Source organism: Streptosporangium sp. NPDC049248 (genome assembly GCF_040678965.1).
Classification (GTDB): domain Bacteria; phylum Actinomycetota; class Actinomycetes; order Streptosporangiales; family Streptosporangiaceae; genus Streptosporangium; species Streptosporangium fukuiense.
In genome coordinates, this window is record NZ_JBFAQY010000001.1 from 139,154 (window position 1) to 156,237 (window position 17,084).

The following is a 17,084-nucleotide window of genomic DNA, read 5'->3' on the forward strand; positions in this document are numbered from 1 at the left end:
GGGAGGTGTGACCGTGCGGGGTGGTGACGTATGTGTCGCACCCGTGGTGAGTTAGGAGATGGTGGGGGTGGGCGGGGTGCCGTTCCCGTTCCAGCTGCCGATGAAGCCGAAGGTGGTGGATCCGCCGGCGGGGATGGAGCCGTTCCAGGCGGCGTTGGTGAAGGTGAAGGCCGGGGGAGCGGCGGACAGGGTGGAGCTCCAGGACTGGGTGATGTTCACACCGGAGGGATAGGTGAGAACGGTCTTCCAGCCGGTGACGGCGGCGGTGCACTTGACGGTGACCTCGCCCTGGAAGCCGCCCTGCCAGGAGTTGACCGTCTTGTAGGTGGAGGTGCAGCCGCTCGGCGGGGCCGAGGTGGTGGTGAAGGTGACGGTGCTGGAAGCGGGGGAGGTGTTGCCGGCCGCGTCCCTGGCCACCACGTGGACGGTGTAGGAGGTCTGCGCGCTGAGCCCGGTCAGGGTGATCGAGTTCGTCGCCGAGGAGCCGAGCTTGGTGGTGCCCTGGTAGACGTCGTAGCCGGTGACGGCGCGGTTGTCGGTGGAGGCGGTCCAGGTCAGCGTGGCGCCACTCCCGGTGATCGCGGAGGCGGTGGGCGTGCCCGGCTTGGTCGGCGCCTCGGTGTCGGGGGTGGTGCTCCCACCGTAGATCTTGGCCTCGACGGAGGTCTGCGCGATGCCGTTCGCGCCGTTGAAGAGCCGCTGGCCCCAGCTGGTGAGGCTGGCTGCGTTGAAGTTGGTCACCTGGTCGAGGTACTCGACGCCGCCGCCGTTGCCGCTCCACGACCAGCCGAGGTAGCCGATGCCCCTGGCCTGGGCCTGGGCCATGATCGTGTCCTCGTCGGGGTTGCCGTCCGAGTGGTCGAAGCCGAACTCGCCGACGACCAGGGGCAGCCCGGCGGTCTGGAAGCTCTGCATGTAGTCGGTGACCTCGGCGGCCGTGTCGAACACGCCGTACATGTGGATGGAGAACACGGTGTTGCGCTGCGAGTCGGCGGCGAAGACGGTGGCCGCGTTGTCGCGCATGGTGAAGCTCCAGTCCTGGCCCCAGTTGGGCGCGTCGACCATGATCAGGTGCTGGAAGCCGTTGCTCCGCAGCCGGGAGATCGCGGACGAGGTGGCCTGGGTCCAGCCGGGGGTGGTCGCGTTGTTGCCGATGGGCTCGTTGCCGATGTTGAGGACCACGTAGTCCTCCTGGCCGACGATCGCGCTCTTGACGCTGATCCAGTAGTCCACGGCCTGGTCGAGGGTGTAGGCGCCGCTCTGCTCGCCGTACCCGGTGGTGTCGTGGTTCTCCAGTACGCAGATGAGCTTGTTCTGCTTGCAGAGCGAGACCACGTTCGTCACGTCGGAGACGCCGTTGGCGGTCCACCGGCCGCCGCTGAGCACCACCCGGACCGTGTTCGCGCCGAGTGACTTGATACCCGCGAACGAGGCGGTCTGGGACGGGTACCAGGTGTGCGCGTGGCTGGTGCCCCGCATGACGAACGTGTTGCCGTTCGACTCAACGATCTTCGTGCCGCTCACCCGGAGGCCGACGGCGGCGTGGGCGGGTGGGATCGAGACGAAGAACGAGAGAAGGAGCGCCGCGAGCAGCGCCAGGCTTCTGAAACGCATGACCTACCTCGGTTGGGGAGTGCCCGGCCGGGCGGAGGGGTCGTCGCGCCCGGCCGGGGCAGGGGGGCGCCGGCCGAGTGGCCCGGGGCGCCTGGACATTGGAGGGACGGGAGGTGTCAGCTCGCGGTACAGGTCACCGGAGTAGGAACGCCGTTGACGCCGCTCTGGCTCGCGGTGAAGCCGAAGGACGCCGACGCGTTCGGGGCGAGGCCGCCGTTCCAGGCCACGTTCCTGACCGACACGTCCGCCCCGGTCTGGGTGAGCGTGCCGTTCCAGAGCTGGCTGATCGTCTGGCCGTTGGGGAACTTCCAGGTCACGGTCCAGCCGGTGATCGCCGAGGCGCCCTCGTTCTTGACGGTGACCTCACCCTGGAAGGCACCCTGCCAGCTGTTGCCCACCGTGTAGGTGGCGGTGCAGCCGCCCGCCGGGGCCTGGGTGGTGGTGAACGCGGTGCTCTCGGACGCCTCGGAGGAGTTGCCCGCCGCGTCCCTGGCCACCACGGACACGGTGTACGCCGTCGCCGGGGTCAGGCCGGTGAGGGTGTACGAGGCGGCCGCGGAGGTGGCGACCTTCGTCGTGCCCCGGTAGACGTCGTAGCCGCTGACGCCGACGTTGTCCGTCGACGCGGTCCAGGTCAGCGTGGCGCCGCTGCCGGTGATCGCGGAGACGGCGGGCTTGCCGGGCCGGGACGGGGCGACGAGGTCCTCCTGCGGCGGCGGCTCGTCACCGGGGGGAGTGCCCCAGATCTTCGTGGTGCCGGAGTAGAGCGTCATGTTCTGCACCCGGACCGGGGTCGCGCCGGGGGTGGTGGCGACGCCCACGTACGACCAGTCGTTGGACGGGTCCCACGTGCCGGTGCTCGCGAGGCGGAACTGCACCTCGCGCCGGTGCTGTGACTGGCCGGCGGGAGAGATGGAGGTGCCGGAGCAGTCGATGGTGACGTAGTAGGTCTTACCGGACAGCAAGGTCGGCCCGGTCGGAGCCTTGCACTGGTTGTAGGCCGACGACACGGTGACCTGGTTCGCGGTCGTGGTGCCGTCGAGGGTGAAGTAGTAGCGGAACGAGCCGTTGGTCAGCGGGCGCGCGGGCCAGGCCGACTGGTTCCTGACGATGGCCTTGATCTCGGTGAACGTCGAGCCCGAGGCGTTCACCCCGGCCTCGATGAAGATCTCCGGCCCGTCCGGGGTCTCGGCGACCGGGAAGTTCGCGGCGGGGGCCCCGCCGTACTCCCGGTAGAGCCGGGCCAGGGCGCTGGTGAAGCCGGCGTTGTAGTCGGTGGCGACCTCGTTCATCACGTAGTCGTCGCGCTTGTCGGTGTAGGCGTCGTTGGGGTCGGGCGGGCCGCCGACGAGGGCGCCGTACAGGGTGTGCCGGGTCTCGACCGGGTTGGTCATCTGGTCGGTCCACGAGCCGTGCGCGGTGCGGTGGTGCGGGTTCTTCGGCGGGTTCGCGCCGAACCCGATCACGTACGAGGAGTTGCGCGGGTTGTCGCCGAGCGCGTAGTTGATCTGCCTGACCGCGAAGTCGTGATACCTCGCCTTACGCGTCGCGTCGGAGATCGAGTCCGAATGGACCAGGGCCGCGAACGAGGTGTTGGCCGCGTAGCGCAGCGATCCCCACCGGTCGAGCACCGCCTGGCCGCCCGGTGAGTACTTCACCCGCTGGCCGTCGACCCCGACGGTCCAGTAGTCGAGCCAGCGGTTGGCGTCGTCGAGGTACTTCTGCTTGCCGGTCAGCTTGCTCAGCAGCACGTAGGCGCCGTACGACTTGTCGTCCCAGGCGATCGTCCACTTGTAGGACTTCGTGGTGGACTGCGGCTCGGTGCCGAGGTTGTCGTAGTACGACTCCGCCTTGGCCAGGTAGGAGGCGTCCTGGGTGGCCCGGTGCAGCCAGATCGCACCCCAGACCAGCTCGTCGTTGTAGCCGCTCCACGACTGGTAGTAGCCCGACGCGTCGGTGATGCAGTCGCTGTACTTCTTCCGCACGGTGTCGGCGAAGGTGTAGAGCTGCTTGGCGTGCGTCACCAGCGTGTCAGCATAAGTCGGATTTGTTGGGCGGAAAACGATGGAGGACGCCGCCATCGCCGCCGCCGTCTCCCCGGCCAGGTCCGCTCCGCCGCAGGAGGCGTCGATCCTGTAAGCGGGCCGCTCCATCTGCATCGCCTCGGCGGGACCCCACCAGGCGTGGTCCTTGCCGCCGTTGCCGACCTGCCCGTACAGCACGTTCGCCGACGGGTGGGCCTTGATGAAGTAGTCGTTGACGAACTTGAGGTTGTTCAGCAGGTGGGTGAGCTGCCCTGAGGAGACGTACGCGTCGCGGTACTCCACCGCGCCCCAGGCCAGCATCGTCGCGCTGGCCGCCATCGGCAGGCCGAACTTGACGTGGTCGCCCGCGTCGTACCAGCCGCCTGTCAGGTCGAGCCCGACGTCCTGGCCGTCGGTGAGCCCGGAGTCGCCGCGCCAGCTGACGCGGTTCCAGCTCGGCAGCTTCCCCGACTGCTGGGCCTCGTAGAACCAGATGGACTTCTGCAGTGCCTCGCCGTAGGCGAAGGCGGGCGCCGCCGCCTGGGCGGCGGCCGGCACCGGCACCGCCGCCAGTGCCAGCAGCGCGAGCGCCGCCAGGGTCTTCTTCATTGGGGATCGCCTCTCGGAGGTGGTGCTCGGGGCGTGACAGCAGGTCAGGGGTGCCGTCACGCCCCGAGGTCTCGGGGGAGGTGGATCCCGGTCCCCGGTCCGGCTCAGACGAGAGCCGGACCGGGGACCGGGGTCAAGGCCGGAATCGGGATCGGGGAAGGTGCCGGATCAGGGGAAGAGCCGGCCGTACTCGGCCAGGGCGACGGCGACGTCCACCTGCGCCCAGAACCGGTGGTAGTTGAAGGACGGGGCGGGCCCGGTGCCCTTCAGGAAGGCGTCCACCTTCGGCCAGTCCGGGTCGTTCTTGTAGAAGGACCGGATGGACAGGAAGGTCGAGCTGGAGTTGATCACGTCGCCGTTGGGCATCTTGCCGCTCCAGCCCGCGGGGACGTAGACCGGGTCGTTGAGGCGGCTGTAGTCGGCCTTGGTCTCGGGGACCGAGACACCCTTGGCGTCCTGGTTGTTCTTCCACATGCCGTCGAGCAGACCCTTGGCGACGTTCTTGGCGGTGGCGTTGCCGGACTTGGCCGCGTAGTACATCAGCACCTTGGCGTAGGAGCCCGCCACGCCCACGTCCGTCGTGTAGTCCCTGATGCTCACGTGCAGCCCGCTGTTGCTGCCGGGGTTGTTCGCGTTCCAGGTGTCGGGCTGGCCGGTCCACACCAGCGTCGAGGGGATCTGGTAGGTCCCGTCGGCGTTGACGGTGGTGTTGTCGGTGGCCCACTTGACCCACTTGTCGAGGATCAGCTTGGCGTCGGCGTTGCCGGTCGCGTAGTAGAGTTCCGCGACCCGCTCCATCGTCCACGCCTGGAAGCCGAACCACTGGTTGGACGGCGGGTCGTGGTAGACCGGCTGCCAGTCGTAGGCCATGCCGTAGAAGGTGGGCAGTGTCGACGGCGGGGCCGCGTAGTGACCCTGCCAGCTGTTGGTGGCGCCACCGGCGATCGCGCCCTCGCTCGACTGGAGCCAGCGGTAGAACTCAAGCTGCCGCTTGGCGCTGATGGTCCAGTCCGCGACGGCGGTCGTGCCCTTGGGCTTGAGCACGTCCACGCTGGACAGCGCCCAGGCGGCCATCGGGTTCTGGTAACCGGAGTGGTTGTGGCTGGAGCCGATCCGCCAGGCCCAGCCGGCGGAGCTGTCGTTGGCGCCGCCCCAGGCGTAGTACCAGCTCAGCAGGTAGGAGGCACTGTCCTTGCCGGTGCCCGCCGGACACCCGGTGCTGGTGCAGCCCTGCTTCTTGAAGTACTTGTCGTACATCGCGTAGCGCAGGTAGTCGCCCATCTTCGCGGCCTTGGCGACCGTGGCCGAGACCTGCGACGCCTTGTTCTGCTCGGTGGCCCAGGTGTGCGCCCAGTAGGCCACCTGGACGGCGCGGGCGTCGGCGTCGGGGGCGTTGGTGTACTTCCACTGCTTGGCGTAGCTGCTGTCCCCGGTGAACAGGTCCAGGAAGCCGTTCGGACCGCCGTGCTTGAAGGTGTCGCAGGACGGCTGCGGGATGGTCTCGAAGACCGACTCCTCGGGACCGCGCTGGTAGGTGTTGATGTACGCGGGCCTGGTGGTGCCGTCCCCGCAGCGGCCGAAGCCGTAGGTGTTGTCCACGTCCAGCAGCCAGTGCATGCCGTAGACGTCGCTGGTGTTGTAGGCGGTCTTCAGCTCGCCTGCGATCGGGTCGACGCCGACGCTCACGCTGTTGTCCAGCTTGGACGGGTACTGCTTGATGTCGTCCCACTCGCCGGCGTACGTGGCGGGCTTGGACGGGTTGTAGAAGGAGTTGGTCGGCTGGTCGGCGGTGGCCGGGATGATGTACTTCTCCATCGAGGCCCAGGCCGCGTTGAACCTGGTCCAGTCGCCGCTCACCTTGCCGTAGGCCGCCTCCAGCCACAGGTAGTAGCTGTAGGCCTCGGAGGTGGTCTCGTGCCCGTGGTCCGGGGCCTCGACCATGAAGGTCTCGACCGAGTGATAGGGCACACCCTCCGGGGAGAAGTAGCCGTTCGCCGGGTCCTTGAGCTTGTTGTACATCGCGATGAAGCGCTTGACGTACTCGTTGTCGCCGCCGGTGACGTCGTTGTCCACCTCGGTGGCGGTCACCTTGGCCGAGGTGTGGCCGGAGGCGGTCGAGGTGAACTCCGCGCTGCCGGAGGTCTGGTCGGCGTCCTCGGCGGCCGCGATCCGCACCGTCTGGGCCGTGTTCCAGTTGGCGGTGGTGAAGGTCAGCGACGCGCCGGAGGAGACGGTCAGGTCGGTGTCACCGCTCGTCCTGGCGGTCGTCACGGTGACGTTCGAGGTCGGGGCCTTGGAGAGCTTGACCGAGAAGTCGGCGGTGCCGCCCTCCGGGACGGCGATGGTGGACGGGGTGGCGAGCACCGCGGCGGCGGAGTCGGCGGTGACGGTGATCCCCACCGGGGTGGAGGTGGTGACCGCCCCCGCGTTGTCGGTCGCCCTCGCGGTGAGCGAGTAGCTTCCGGCGGCGACGTTCGTCCAGTTGAAGGCGTACGGCGCGGTGGTGTCGGTGCTCAGCACCGTGCTGCCGTTGAGGAACTCGACCTTGGAGACGGTGCCGTCGCTGTCGGCCGCGTCGGCGGTGATCGGGACCGTCGCGGGTGCGGCGAAGGTGGCCCCGGCCGCCGGAGCGGTGATCTTCACCGTGGGCGGCTGGTTGACGGGGGTGGTCCCGCCGCAGGCCACGCCGTTGACCGTGAAGGAGGTCGGCTTGGGGTTGGTACCGGACCAGCTGCCGTTGAAGCCGATGCTGGTCGAGGCGCCGGTGGCCAGGCTGCCGTTCCAGTCCAGGTTCTTGGCGGTGACGGCCTGGCCGCTCTGCGCCCAGGTGGCGCTCCAGCCCTGGGTGACCTTCTGGGTGGTCGTCGGGAAGTTGAACCCGAGGGTCCAGCCGTTCAGCGGGTCACCGAGGTTCTTGACGGTCACGCTCGCGGTGAAGCCGCCCTGCCAGTCGTTGGTCGTGTAGGTCACGTCGCAGGCGACTGCGGCGAGCGCGGGCGAGGCTGCCAGCGCGGTGGTCGTCCCGGCCGCCAGGCTGAGCAGCGCCAGCGCGGCGACTCGTCTCCGGAAGCGTGGGAGCGCTCCCGCTTTGATGGGATATCGATGCATGAAGTGGGCCTCCGGGGGTGAGATCAGCACGAATTTGCTGGTAGTGGCCTCGCGCAGGATCAAGCAAGGGAGAGAGGGGGTGGGAGCGCTCCCATAAGGGATTCTGGGGACAGTCCCGGGGATGTCAATGGCATGTGTCCTCGGTTACGTCGATGTTTCACGGGTCATGCCGCCTGGCTGCTACGATCCGCGCCACTTTTTTCGCAGATCGTGAAAGTTTCAGGCTTCCCGATCTTGAGGGTCGAGCGCTTGCTTGCGAGGTCGGATCCGGCCCCCGGGGCCGCCGGACACCGGGCGCGTGCCGGATCCGTTTCGGGACCCGGGAGATGCCACGCGAGGGCGTGCCGCGCGGCGGCACGCCCTCGACGGTGCCGACGGGCGGGCACCCGTCGGGAAGATGTCGATCAGGAACAGCTGATGTTGGACGGGCCGGGGGTGGAGGGCCCGGTGGCGGTGAACCCGACGACGACGGACTGGCCCGCCCCGAGGCTGGCCGCGTGGCTCGGGGCCTTCGCGGTGAAGGTGGTCCCGCTCTGGGTGACCGTGGCGTTCCAGCCGCTGCCGAGCGTCACCCCGGACGGCATGGTCCAGCTCGCCGACCAGTTGTTCCAGGTCGACGTCCCGGTGTTCTTCACGGTCAGCTCCGCCTGGAAGCCGCCCGACCAGGAGTTCGTGATCGCGTACGTCGTTCCGCAGGTGGTGGCCGTGGGCGTGGGCGTGGGTGTGGAGGTGCCGCCGCCGACCGGCGGAATCAGGTACGGCTGAAGAATGTCTTGCTTGTCTTGGTTAATTGAGATCCAGTCGTCCTTGGCGATGCCGCCGGTGTCACCGGAGTTGGGATTCCACGACCAGTAGGTGAAGGACATTCCGTTCACCCCGGTGCCGGTGTATTTCATTAATTCCTGGAGCCAGACCTTGTCCACGGCCGCCTGGAGCGTGGTGCCGAACTCGCCCATCATTATCGGGGCGATGTTCTGCTTGTAGAGATAGCCCCAGTACCTGTCCCAGATCGCGGGCATGTTCGCCGGATAGTTCGGCGCGTCGAACCACGCCTGGTGATAGACCGAGGTGGCGTATTCGTGGGGCGAGTAGACCAGCCGGTTCGCCACGTTCAGCCGCACGGGGAATTCCCCGGCCTTGGACAGGTTGCCGCCCCACCAGCCGCAGTCCTCGTCGTTGCTCGGGTCGTTGTCCCAGACGTTCGACAGGCCACCGCTCGGGCAGCTCACCCCCTCGACGAAGATCAGCCAGTTGGGGTTGACCGACAGCACCGCGTTGCCCGCCCGCTCGGCGGCCAGTCGCCAGTCGCGCGCGGTGTCGCCGCACCCCCAGCATGCCCCGGTGGCCGCCGGATTGGTGCCCTCGGCATGCGGTTCGTTGTGCAGGTCGGCGCCGATGACCGTGGTGTTGCCCGCGTACCGCTGGGCGAGGGCCTTCCAGTCGTTGATCCAGGTGCTCTCCGGCGTCGAGGCGACGTACCACAGGGCGGACTGCCCGGCGGCGGTCGGCCGGTGCCGGTCGAGGATGATCCGCATCCCCTTGCTTCCCGCGTAGGCGATGACCTTGTCGAGGATCTGCAGCGGGGTGTTGCCGACCAGATCGGGGTTGACGAAGTCGTTGATGCCGCTGGCGACCGCGCCGGGCTTGAGCGCGTCGTTGGAGAAGGGCACGCGCAGGGTGTTGTAGCCCAGCGAGGCCATCTTGTCGATCTGGCCCTTCCACGGGTTGCTCGACCACAGCCCATGGAAGGTCTTGTTGTCGGTCTCCATGCCGAACCAGTTGATACCGGTCAGCCGGACCGTCGCACCGGTGCTGTCGACGATCTTGTTACCGGAGGTGCGCAGGTAGCCGGTACCGGTTCCGCCCGCGGCACCCGCGGGGGAGGAGCCGAGCGCGACCGCCAGCGCCGAGGTGACCACGAGCGCCGCGAGCGCCGCCGGCCACCTGCGTACACGCAGGACTTTCATCAAGAGCCCTTCGGGGACGGGATCTGTACGCGGGGAGAATGCCCCGCGATCGAAAGGTGCGGCCGGTCGCGCTCGTCATGGTTCGGCGCCCGCCCCGCTCCCGTCAACCACCGGCAGGACCGTTCCCGTCCCCCGCGGCGCCCGCACCCCGCTCTAGCTCGCCCTGTACGACTGCCGCCCCGCCGGTCGCCCCCTGAAAGTTTCACCCGCCGCGCCATCCGACGACCTGTGCACCGGTCGTCCGGCGGTTACCCCGCCCCGCCGCCGATCGGTCCTCCACCGGCTCCGGTCAGCAGTGGCAGTCCATCGCCACGGCCGTCCGGTCACGATGCCGATCGAGCAGGGAGCGCAGCGCGTCCTGCCAGTCCCGCTCCGGCTTGTCGCCGTGATCGAACCACCGGCCGTCCGGTGTGATGACCGCGTACGGGAACCGGAGGATGTCGGGGACGAGTTCCGAAACGGGGCGCACGTTGTCCTCAGCCCGTACCTGCGCCGGTACTCGTCCGGCCGGAGATCGTGGTGTTGCTCCTTGCCCCGGATTATGCCGTCATAACGGCCTCCGACCGTGAAGCCGTCGCATTTGACATTCGGAAGTTCGAGCCCCGTTTCCTCGTCGAGGAAATCAACACCCCAGAACGTTTTCATCAGCTGCTCGGCCCGCGCGATCGGGTCCGGGTCCGCCTTGTCGACAAGAACAAGGGCAAGAAAGTGCGACATGTTTATTTACCATATAGAACGCGATGGTTTCCCGATGTCAGCCTCCGCGGCTGGGACCTGAGCCCCCTCCAACGAGCGAATCCGAGGGGGCTCGGCGCCTATCCGGTCAGGGCGACCGACACGAGCAGGAGCTGGGCCTCCAGCGCGCGGCGGAAATCGTCGGGCAGGGAGCCCTCCCGGTTCCGGTCGGCGATCTTTCCCCAGATCGAGGTGAGGTCGCCGGAGTCCCGGACACTGTTGGCCAGCACCTGCCGCAGGTCCAGGGCCACGTCAGGGCGGATCCTGCCCTCGTCCTCCCCCTTCGCCAGCAGGGCGTTGAAGCTCCGCAGGCTCTGGTTGAGGTTCGGGACGGAGGAGCGGACGGCCTCCGTCCAGGGCGTCTGCTCCGCCTTCTGCCCGCCCCCCTTGCCGATGGCGGGAGCGGAAGGAGAGGAGCTGGGGCTCGGCGTCGCGCCCGGTTCGGGGAACGTGGTGGCGAGGTCGAGGGCGGCGGACGGGAGCGTTCCGCGCCCCTGGGGGTCGGCCACCTGGCCGTCGGGGTGACCGGTGAGCTGGCTCCACGCCAGGCCTCCCACCAGCAGTGCCGTCGCCGTCGCGGTGACCATGCTCCAGCGTGTCAGGGTGCCGCCTCCGGTCGAACGGGGCGGCGTCAGGGCTTCTGCCAGGCCGTCGGCCACCTCCTGGGCCTTCGGCCGGAGCTCGGGCCGATGTGACAGGCAGACCTGGCAGAGTGCGCTGATCTGTACCGGCATCCCCGGCACGTCCGCGGTCGGTGGGGGCCCCTCCCGCCGGACGTTCTCGATCTCCTCCCAGGTGCGTTCCGGATACGGGGGGTTGCCGGTGAGCATCTCGAACAGCAGCACGCCCAGCGCGTAGACGTCGCTCGCCGGGTCCGCGACGGTGCCGGTCAGCCGCTCGGGCGCCACGTAGGGAGGCGTGCCGTAGTCGGAGGCCCGGTCGTCGCCGTCCTCTCCGATGAACGCCGCGATGCCGAAGTCGAGCAACTTGGCGCCGGTGGAGGTCAGCAGCACGTTGTCGGCGGTGACGTCCCGGTGGACGATCCCCCGCTCGTGGGCGGCGGCCAGCACGGTGGCCAGCCTGGCGGCGATCAGCGCCGCCTCCGCCCAGGGCAGCGGGCCCTCGATGATCCGGTCGGAGAGCGGCCGCCCCTCCAGCAGTCGCATCACCACGTAGGCGGCCAGCCGGCCGTGCGAGGTCACGGTCTCCCCGTAGTCGTAGACCTCGATCGCGTCGGGATGGATGAGGCGCGCGGTGGCGCGCGCCTCCCTGCGGATGAGCTCGCGCTCCCCGTGGTCGACGCCGAGCTCGCCGTCCAGCAGCTTGACCGCGACCATCCGCTGCAGCGACTGGTCGAAGGCACGCCAGATGACGCTCATGCCGCCCCAGGCGATCCGCTCCAGCAGCAGGTACCTGCGGGTGAGCACGTCTCCCGCACGGAGTCCGACGGGGTCAGGCGGACTCACGGACCACCAGCTCAGTGGGGAGTACGGGGTTGTCACGGGATGCGCCCGCCGAGCCCATCGAGAGCAGCAGCAGCCTGGTGGCCAGCGCCGCGAACTCCTCCACCGGCTGACGGACCGTGGTGAGCGTGGGGGAGGTCCGCCGGGCCGCGGGGGCGTCGTCGAAGCCGATGACCGCCACGTCCTCAGGCACCCGGCGGCCGGCCCGGCGCAGGGTCTGCAACGCGGCCGCGGCCATCACGTCGGAGGCCGCGAAGACCGCGTCGACGTGCGGCATCCGGCGTAACAGCCACTGCATGCCGTGCACCCCCGACGCGTGGCTGAAGTCGCCGTACGCGACCGGCACGCCGGTCATCCCGGCCAGGGCGAGAGTCTGCAGGAATCCGTCGAGCCGGTCGCGGGCGGCCGGCAGGGCGGGCGGCCCCGCGATGACGCCGATGGACCGCCGGCCACCGAGCAGCAGGTGCTCCGCCGCCTGCCTGCCGCCGTCGCGGTTGTCCATGTCGACATGGGGGAGGTCGATGCCGTCCGGGGGACGGCCCGCGCTGCGTACCGGGATGCCCGAGGCGGCCAGGGTCACCACGAGCGGGTGCCTGTCGCGCGCGCCGATCAGCAGTACGCCGTCGATGCCTCCGGCGACGAGCGGGGGCGTGGCGATGGTGGAGGTGGCCGCGGTGGCGGTCATCACGGCCAGCGGAACGCCGTGCCCGGTGAGGACCTCCTCCGCAGCGGTGATCATTCTTGCGTAGAACGGCTCGGTGAACAGCCGGTGCGCGGGTTCGCAGACCACTACGGCCACGACCTGGTCGGATCGGCGGCCGGAGCCGCCACGGGGAGCGCGATGCCTGACGTAACCGAGACGCGAGATTGCGTCATGCACCTGCCTACGAGTCGATGTGCTGACTCTGACTGAACCGGTGAGTACCCGGGACGCGGTGGCGGGGGAGACCCCTGCCTCTGCTGCGACCTGGGCAAGTGTGGGTAGATCCGTCATAACTTCCTCCACACCAAGATTCCGCACAGGTGGGAGCGCTCCCAGTGAACCTAGCATTGTTTCGGAAGTGTCAAAAGATGTTTCCGAAAAATCACCATATGTATGTCAAATTTCCCTGACAACCCAGTCAGAGGCAAGTATCGCCATGATTACGGAGTCGTACCATTCACCGTTCATGCGCAGTGCGTCACGGCACACCCCCTCCTGGGTGAAGCCGATCTTGCGGTAGACGTGGGCGGCCCGCTCGTTGAACGCGTAGACCTCCAGGCTCACCCGGTGCAGCGGCGTGGAGGTGAAGGCGTGGTCCAGGGTCAGCCGGATCGCCTCGGTGCCGTACCCCCTGCCGTAGGCGCGCGGGCCGATCAGCGCGATGCGCAGATTGCAGGAGAGGTTGTCCGCGTCGAGCTGGTTGAGCACGATCTCGCCTACGTAGGCGTCGTCCTCGGCGGTGCAGATCGCCAGATCCAGCCGGTCGTCGTGGTCACCCCGCGAGCCGTACCAGCTCTTGAGCGACTGGAACTCCGGCTTGCCGTGCGAGCCGGTCAGCCGGACGGTCTCGGGGTCGTTGACCAGCTCCCAGAGACCGTCCACATGCTCGGGACCGACGGGCCGGAGCGTCACGTGCTCTCCGGAGAGCGTGGGTTTGTGCGCGAACATCATTCGGTGTGTCTATCGGCCGAAACCCCGCAGGGCAACCGGATCGCCGGAGGCGCCGGGCCTCAGCCGAAGGGAGAGGGCCTCACCAGGGGCCGTACGGCCCCTGGTTGCCGCCCTTGCCGATCTCCCGCACGGCGGGGCGCACGTCGGCGAGGTAGATGCCCGAGGCGATGACGGAGGCGATCGTGAAGATGCTCAGCGTGTTGAGATAGCCCACCGCGGCGGCGAAGCCGAACAGTGCCGCCAGCCCCAGGATGACCAACCACAGGTTCTTGCTCTGCTTGCCGGTGACCGCGAACGCCCGTGCGGGAGTCTTCACCGCGTGGATGAGCGCCCAGCCCGACAGTGCGAACACCCCGACGGCCAGGATCCAGAAGACCAGGTCCAGGGCACCGTGGATTTGGATCATCGTCTCTCCAGAACGCTCGCCTCACCGGTTTCCCTCAGCCTAATGCCGAAAGTCCCCTTCGCGGCGTCATCGGCCTTCACCTGCCCGCTCCGGTCGAACACGCGGGGGAACCCCGCCGGCCGGGGAGCGGCCCTAGAACGCCGCAGGACCCGCCCCGGCGGTGCCGGAACGGGTCCTGGAGCCGGTGTCCTGCCCGGCCGCGACCTCGCGTGACGAGCCCTCGACGGGCTCAGGCCTTGGAGGTGCCGGACTTCGAGGTGCGGGTGCCCCTCTTCGGGGTCGTGGGCCGGGCGGCCTCGGAGAGCTCCTCCAGTTCCAGGGCGGCATCGCCGCTCGTCTTGGAGACGACCTTGCGGCCGCGGTTGGCGAACTCCTCGTAGAGCTCGGTGGCCCTGCCCGCGAACTGGTCGGCGTAGTCGCGTGCCTTCACAGGGAAGTCCTTGGCGTAGCCCTCGGCCTTGCCGGCGAGCTCCCTGGCCTTCTCCGGGAGGTCCTTCGCGGCCTCGCGGATCTCCTCGCGGCGGCTCTGCAGCTTCTGGATCCGCTCAGGAAGCTCCATGAGCTTCTCGACGGCGAAGTCGCCGGCCCCGGCGACGGCGTAGAACGGCTTGGATTCGGCGAGCTTCTTGACTTCGGTGGTGATGGGCATGGGTTAACCTTCCTTGGTTTCCTTTGTGATGTGGCCGTTGCTCGGGGGCGCCGCGTAGGGTTTCAACGCGGTGAGATATTCCCCGGGCAGCGGTACCTCGTCGTCAGGCGAGGAGCCCGCGTCACCCTGCCGGGGCTCCGGTGCGGGATGCGCTTTCTGGGAGGTCTGCGCGTCCTCGCCCGGAGCCTCAGCCCGGTTCTCCTTGCGAAACGACTCATAGATGTCGATCAGCACCTGGCGCTGGCGCTCGGTGATGAGGTGGTCGGCTCTGATCGCGGTCAGCACGTCGCTGTCCGGCTCGCGCTCCTCGATGAGACCGGCCTGGACATAGAGCGCCTGCGACGAGATGTGCAGGCCCTTGGCGATCTGGTTCAGTATCTCGGCGCTGGGCTTGCGCAGCCCGCGCTCGATCTGGCTCAGGTAGGGGTTGGAGACCCCCGCCGCCGCGGCGAGCTGACGCAGGGAGATCTTCGCGTGCGTGCGCTGCTCGCGGATGTACTCACCGATCGAGCCGACCTTGGGTAGTGCCATGCCTTGAGTCTGCCCCACCATGCTTGCAATTGCAAACGCCATGGCTAACACTTGCAAGCGTTTTGGGGTGAAGTTGTATCAGGACCGGCCGGTACGCCGAGGTGAGGTCAGTGCGGGATCAGCCAGAGCAGCGGGGCCGAGGTCGTCAGGGTGACGGAGAAGGCGACGATGGCGTAGCGGACCCCGAGCGGCAGGATCGGCCCCGGCGTCACCAGGCGCTCGACCCTGGCCATCACGGCGGCGGACGAGGAGGTCGCGGCGCCCAGCGCGCCGCGCGGCGCGGGGACGGCGCCCGCCGTGCCGAAGCGCAGCAGGGCGGTCGCCAGGCGGCGCGGGGAGCAGTAGCGGCGGGCGACGTCGTCGGCGGCCATCTCCACCAGCAGGCCGACCTCGCTCTGCGCGTCCTTGACCACGCGTGACCAGGGCAGGGCCCTGCGCAGCGCGGCGAAGGGCAGCAGCACCAGGTCGTGTCGCTCGCGCACATGGGCGGTCTCGTGGGCGAGCACCGCGGTCAGCTCGTCGGCGGAGAGCAGCTTCAGCGCGCCCTCGCTGACCACCACCTGGGAGCGGAGGCCGGGCACGCAGTAGGCGGTGGCGCCCGGGTGGTCGAGCACCCGTACGCCGGGGACCACCGGGTCCTCCCTGGCGATCAGGGCGAGCAGGGTGCGGTGCCGCTGCCGGGCCCGGAACGTCTGCAGGCCCGCGGCGAGGAGCACCATGATCAGCACGGCGAGCGCCGTCAGTCCGGCGATGAGCGCGACGATCCTCGGCAGGTCGTACGGCAGGGGCGCCCCCTGGCCGGCTTCGCCGCCGCCGAACGCGGAGGCGGCGAAGCCGGCCAGGCCGTGCAGCACACCCCGGCCATAGGGCTCCAGCGCGTAGCCGAGCAGAGCGCCCGTCCCGGCCAGCCCCCAGGTGACCCCAAGCGCCTGCCACAGCACGATGGCCACGTGCGGAGCGCGGTAGGTCCACCGCGCCCTGGTGAGCCGCCAGGCGCCGACCGCGCAGGCCAGGGCGAGCGTCGCCAGGGCTGCCGCGGTCATCTACTCGTCCTCCAGCTCCTCTTCAAGGCCGGTCAGGGCCCTGCGCAGGATGTCGGCTTCGGTACCGGTGACGGCCTGGGCGAACCGGGTGAGGGCCGCCGACCGGTCACCGGTCAGATCCAGTGCCTCCAGCATAAGCTCCGCGACGTAGGCGTCGCGGCTCTCCGCGGGTGCGTACCGCCACGCGCGCCCGTCGCGGGTGCGGACCAGGAAGCCTTTGCGGGTGAGCCGGTCGAGCACGGTCATCACGGTGGTCGGCGCCAGGTCGCGGTCGGATATCAGGCGTCCGACCTCCCGTGCCGTCACGGGGGATGATTGTGCCCAGATGATGTCCATGATGCTGCGTTCAAGCTCGCCGAGACCCTTCACACCGTCAAGACTAACCCCCGCACCACGAGGGGTAGTACTACGGGTTGTCGAGTGATGCGTTTCACGGCGTGGCCACTCGCCTCGCGCTCTCGCTCGGGGCGCGGCGGAGTCCGGCCGGTCATCTCGGGGCGACCGCGGCCCAGGGGAGGGTGATCTCGCCGAGCCGCCAGCGCGATCGGCCGCCGAGCGGGGGGCGCCCGGCCAGCGGCCAGGTCCCGGAGAGTGTCTCCGCGGAGGCGATCCAGCGCTGGCGGGAACCATAGGAGCCGAAGGGCGCGTTGACCGCCCAGGCGTGGTCGAAGTCACGCAGGAAGGCATGGACGGGCTCACCGGGGACGTTGCGGTGGATGAGCGTCTTGGGCAGCCGGTCGGCCAGGTCCGAGGGGCGCTCGAAGGAGTCGAAGCGGGCCGAGAGGGTCAGTGTCCGGGGACCCGAGCGGTCGAGCCCGACCCAGACCGCGCGGTGGCCCACCTCCGAGCAGGTACCCTCGACGATCACCCCGTCCGGCGCGAGCCGCTCGCGGAGCATCGCCCAGTACTCCCACGCCTGCGCCTCGCCGTACTGCCGCAGCACGTTGAACGCCCTGACCAGCAGGGGCGGCCGGTCCACCGGCAACTCGAAGCCGCCAAGCGCGAAGGACAGCCCCGGACGCTCGTGGGGTCTGGCCGCCGCGACCCTGGCCGGGTCGATCTCGACGCCGACGACCTCGACCGAGGGGCAGATCCGGCGCAGCCGCAGGAACATCTCCAGGGTCGTGGTGTGCGAGGCCCCGTAGCCGAGGTCGACCACCAGCGGGCGGTCGGCGGCGCGCAGCAGGCGGCCGTGCGCGGCGACGATCCACCGGTCGGCCCGCCGCAGGCGGTTGTGACCGGTGGTCCCCCTGGTGATCTCCCCTATCGGCTTGGACATGG

14 protein-coding genes are annotated in these 17,084 nt (G+C 69.2%); all 14 read right to left on the reverse strand.

Going from position 1 to position 17,084, the window contains the following annotated elements; genetic code table 11:
• Window positions 1-51: 51 nt before the first annotated feature.
• Window positions 52-1,614 (reverse strand): cellulase family glycosylhydrolase, encoded by a 1,563-nt coding sequence (locus AB0K21_RS00685; protein ID WP_343968529.1) that lies wholly within the window; start codon window positions 1,612-1,614, stop codon window positions 52-54.
• A gap of 116 nt (window positions 1,615-1,730) precedes the next feature.
• Window positions 1,731-4,247 carry a glycoside hydrolase family 9 protein gene (locus AB0K21_RS00690; protein WP_364146827.1) on the reverse strand — a complete coding sequence of 839 codons (2,517 nt, stop codon included), beginning with the start codon at window positions 4,245-4,247 and terminating at the stop codon, window positions 1,731-1,733.
• A 168-nt stretch (window positions 4,248-4,415) separates the two neighbouring features.
• On the reverse strand, window positions 4,416-7,355 hold the full coding sequence (locus tag AB0K21_RS00695) for a glycoside hydrolase family 48 protein (RefSeq protein ID WP_364146829.1): 2,940 nt from the start codon (window positions 7,353-7,355) through the stop codon (window positions 4,416-4,418).
• A gap of 404 nt (window positions 7,356-7,759) precedes the next feature.
• Window positions 7,760-9,322 (reverse strand): cellulase family glycosylhydrolase, encoded by a 1,563-nt coding sequence (locus AB0K21_RS00700; RefSeq protein WP_364146832.1) that lies wholly within the window; start codon window positions 9,320-9,322, stop codon window positions 7,760-7,762.
• A 289-nt stretch (window positions 9,323-9,611) separates the two neighbouring features.
• Complete coding sequence (locus AB0K21_RS00705; RefSeq protein WP_364146835.1) at window positions 9,612-9,791, reverse strand: hypothetical protein; 180 nt, start codon at window positions 9,789-9,791, stop codon at window positions 9,612-9,614.
• Window positions 9,792-10,137: 346 nt separating this feature from the next.
• Complete coding sequence (locus AB0K21_RS00710; RefSeq protein ID WP_343968519.1) at window positions 10,138-11,523, reverse strand: serine/threonine-protein kinase; 1,386 nt, start codon at window positions 11,521-11,523, stop codon at window positions 10,138-10,140.
• Complete coding sequence (locus AB0K21_RS00715) at window positions 11,510-12,571, reverse strand: LacI family DNA-binding transcriptional regulator (RefSeq protein ID WP_364146839.1); 1,062 nt, start codon at window positions 12,569-12,571, stop codon at window positions 11,510-11,512. The genes AB0K21_RS00710 and AB0K21_RS00715 overlap by 14 nt, the downstream gene beginning before the upstream one ends.
• A gap of 48 nt (window positions 12,572-12,619) precedes the next feature.
• A complete protein-coding gene (locus AB0K21_RS00720) occupies window positions 12,620-13,174 on the reverse strand; it encodes a GNAT family protein (RefSeq protein WP_343968515.1) in 555 nt (184 codons plus the stop codon).
• A 79-nt stretch (window positions 13,175-13,253) separates the two neighbouring features.
• Window positions 13,254-13,580 (reverse strand): DUF2516 family protein, encoded by a 327-nt coding sequence (locus AB0K21_RS00725; RefSeq protein WP_030924443.1) that lies wholly within the window; start codon window positions 13,578-13,580, stop codon window positions 13,254-13,256.
• A gap of 229 nt (window positions 13,581-13,809) precedes the next feature.
• The gene (locus AB0K21_RS00730) at window positions 13,810-14,229 is read right to left on the reverse strand and encodes a hypothetical protein (protein WP_343968514.1); all 420 of its coding nucleotides are present in this window, start codon (window positions 14,227-14,229) and stop codon (window positions 13,810-13,812) included.
• Window positions 14,230-14,232: 3 nt separating this feature from the next.
• Complete coding sequence (locus AB0K21_RS00735) at window positions 14,233-14,760, reverse strand: helix-turn-helix transcriptional regulator (protein WP_343968512.1); 528 nt, start codon at window positions 14,758-14,760, stop codon at window positions 14,233-14,235.
• Between the two features lie 107 nt (window positions 14,761-14,867).
• Window positions 14,868-15,803, reverse strand: a complete 936-nt coding sequence (locus tag AB0K21_RS00740) for a M56 family metallopeptidase (protein WP_343968510.1) — start codon at window positions 15,801-15,803, stop codon at window positions 14,868-14,870.
• A complete protein-coding gene (locus AB0K21_RS00745) occupies window positions 15,804-16,172 on the reverse strand; it encodes a BlaI/MecI/CopY family transcriptional regulator (protein WP_084195977.1) in 369 nt (122 codons plus the stop codon). It lies immediately after the preceding gene.
• Window positions 16,173-16,290: 118 nt separating this feature from the next.
• The gene (locus AB0K21_RS00750) at window positions 16,291-17,082 is read right to left on the reverse strand and encodes a class I SAM-dependent methyltransferase (protein WP_343968506.1); all 792 of its coding nucleotides are present in this window, start codon (window positions 17,080-17,082) and stop codon (window positions 16,291-16,293) included.
• Window positions 17,083-17,084: the final 2 nt, after the last annotated feature.

Bases quoted from the DNA above. Each gene is read 5' to 3' on its own strand.
- AB0K21_RS00685 (WP_343968529.1), bottom strand. From the start codon at position 1,614: ATGCGTTTCAGAAGCCTGGCGCTGCTCGCGGCGCTCCTTCTCTCGTTC.
- AB0K21_RS00690 (WP_364146827.1), bottom strand. From the start codon at position 4,247: ATGAAGAAGACCCTGGCGGCGCTCGCGCTGCTGGCACTGGCGGCGGTG.
- AB0K21_RS00695 (WP_364146829.1), bottom strand. From the start codon at position 7,355: ATGCATCGATATCCCATCAAAGCGGGAGCGCTCCCACGCTTCCGGAGA.
- AB0K21_RS00700 (WP_364146832.1), bottom strand. From the start codon at position 9,322: ATGAAAGTCCTGCGTGTACGCAGGTGGCCGGCGGCGCTCGCGGCGCTC.
- AB0K21_RS00715 (WP_364146839.1), bottom strand. From the start codon at position 12,571: ATGCTAGGTTCACTGGGAGCGCTCCCACCTGTGCGGAATCTTGGTGTG.
- AB0K21_RS00720 (WP_343968515.1), bottom strand. From the start codon at position 13,174: ATGATGTTCGCGCACAAACCCACGCTCTCCGGAGAGCACGTGACGCTC.
- AB0K21_RS00725 (WP_030924443.1), bottom strand. From the start codon at position 13,580: ATGATCCAAATCCACGGTGCCCTGGACCTGGTCTTCTGGATCCTGGCC.
- AB0K21_RS00730 (WP_343968514.1), bottom strand. From the start codon at position 14,229: ATGCCCATCACCACCGAAGTCAAGAAGCTCGCCGAATCCAAGCCGTTC.
- AB0K21_RS00735 (WP_343968512.1), bottom strand. From the start codon at position 14,760: ATGGCACTACCCAAGGTCGGCTCGATCGGTGAGTACATCCGCGAGCAG.
- AB0K21_RS00740 (WP_343968510.1), bottom strand. From the start codon at position 15,803: ATGACCGCGGCAGCCCTGGCGACGCTCGCCCTGGCCTGCGCGGTCGGC.
- AB0K21_RS00750 (WP_343968506.1), bottom strand. From the start codon at position 17,082: ATGTCCAAGCCGATAGGGGAGATCACCAGGGGGACCACCGGTCACAAC.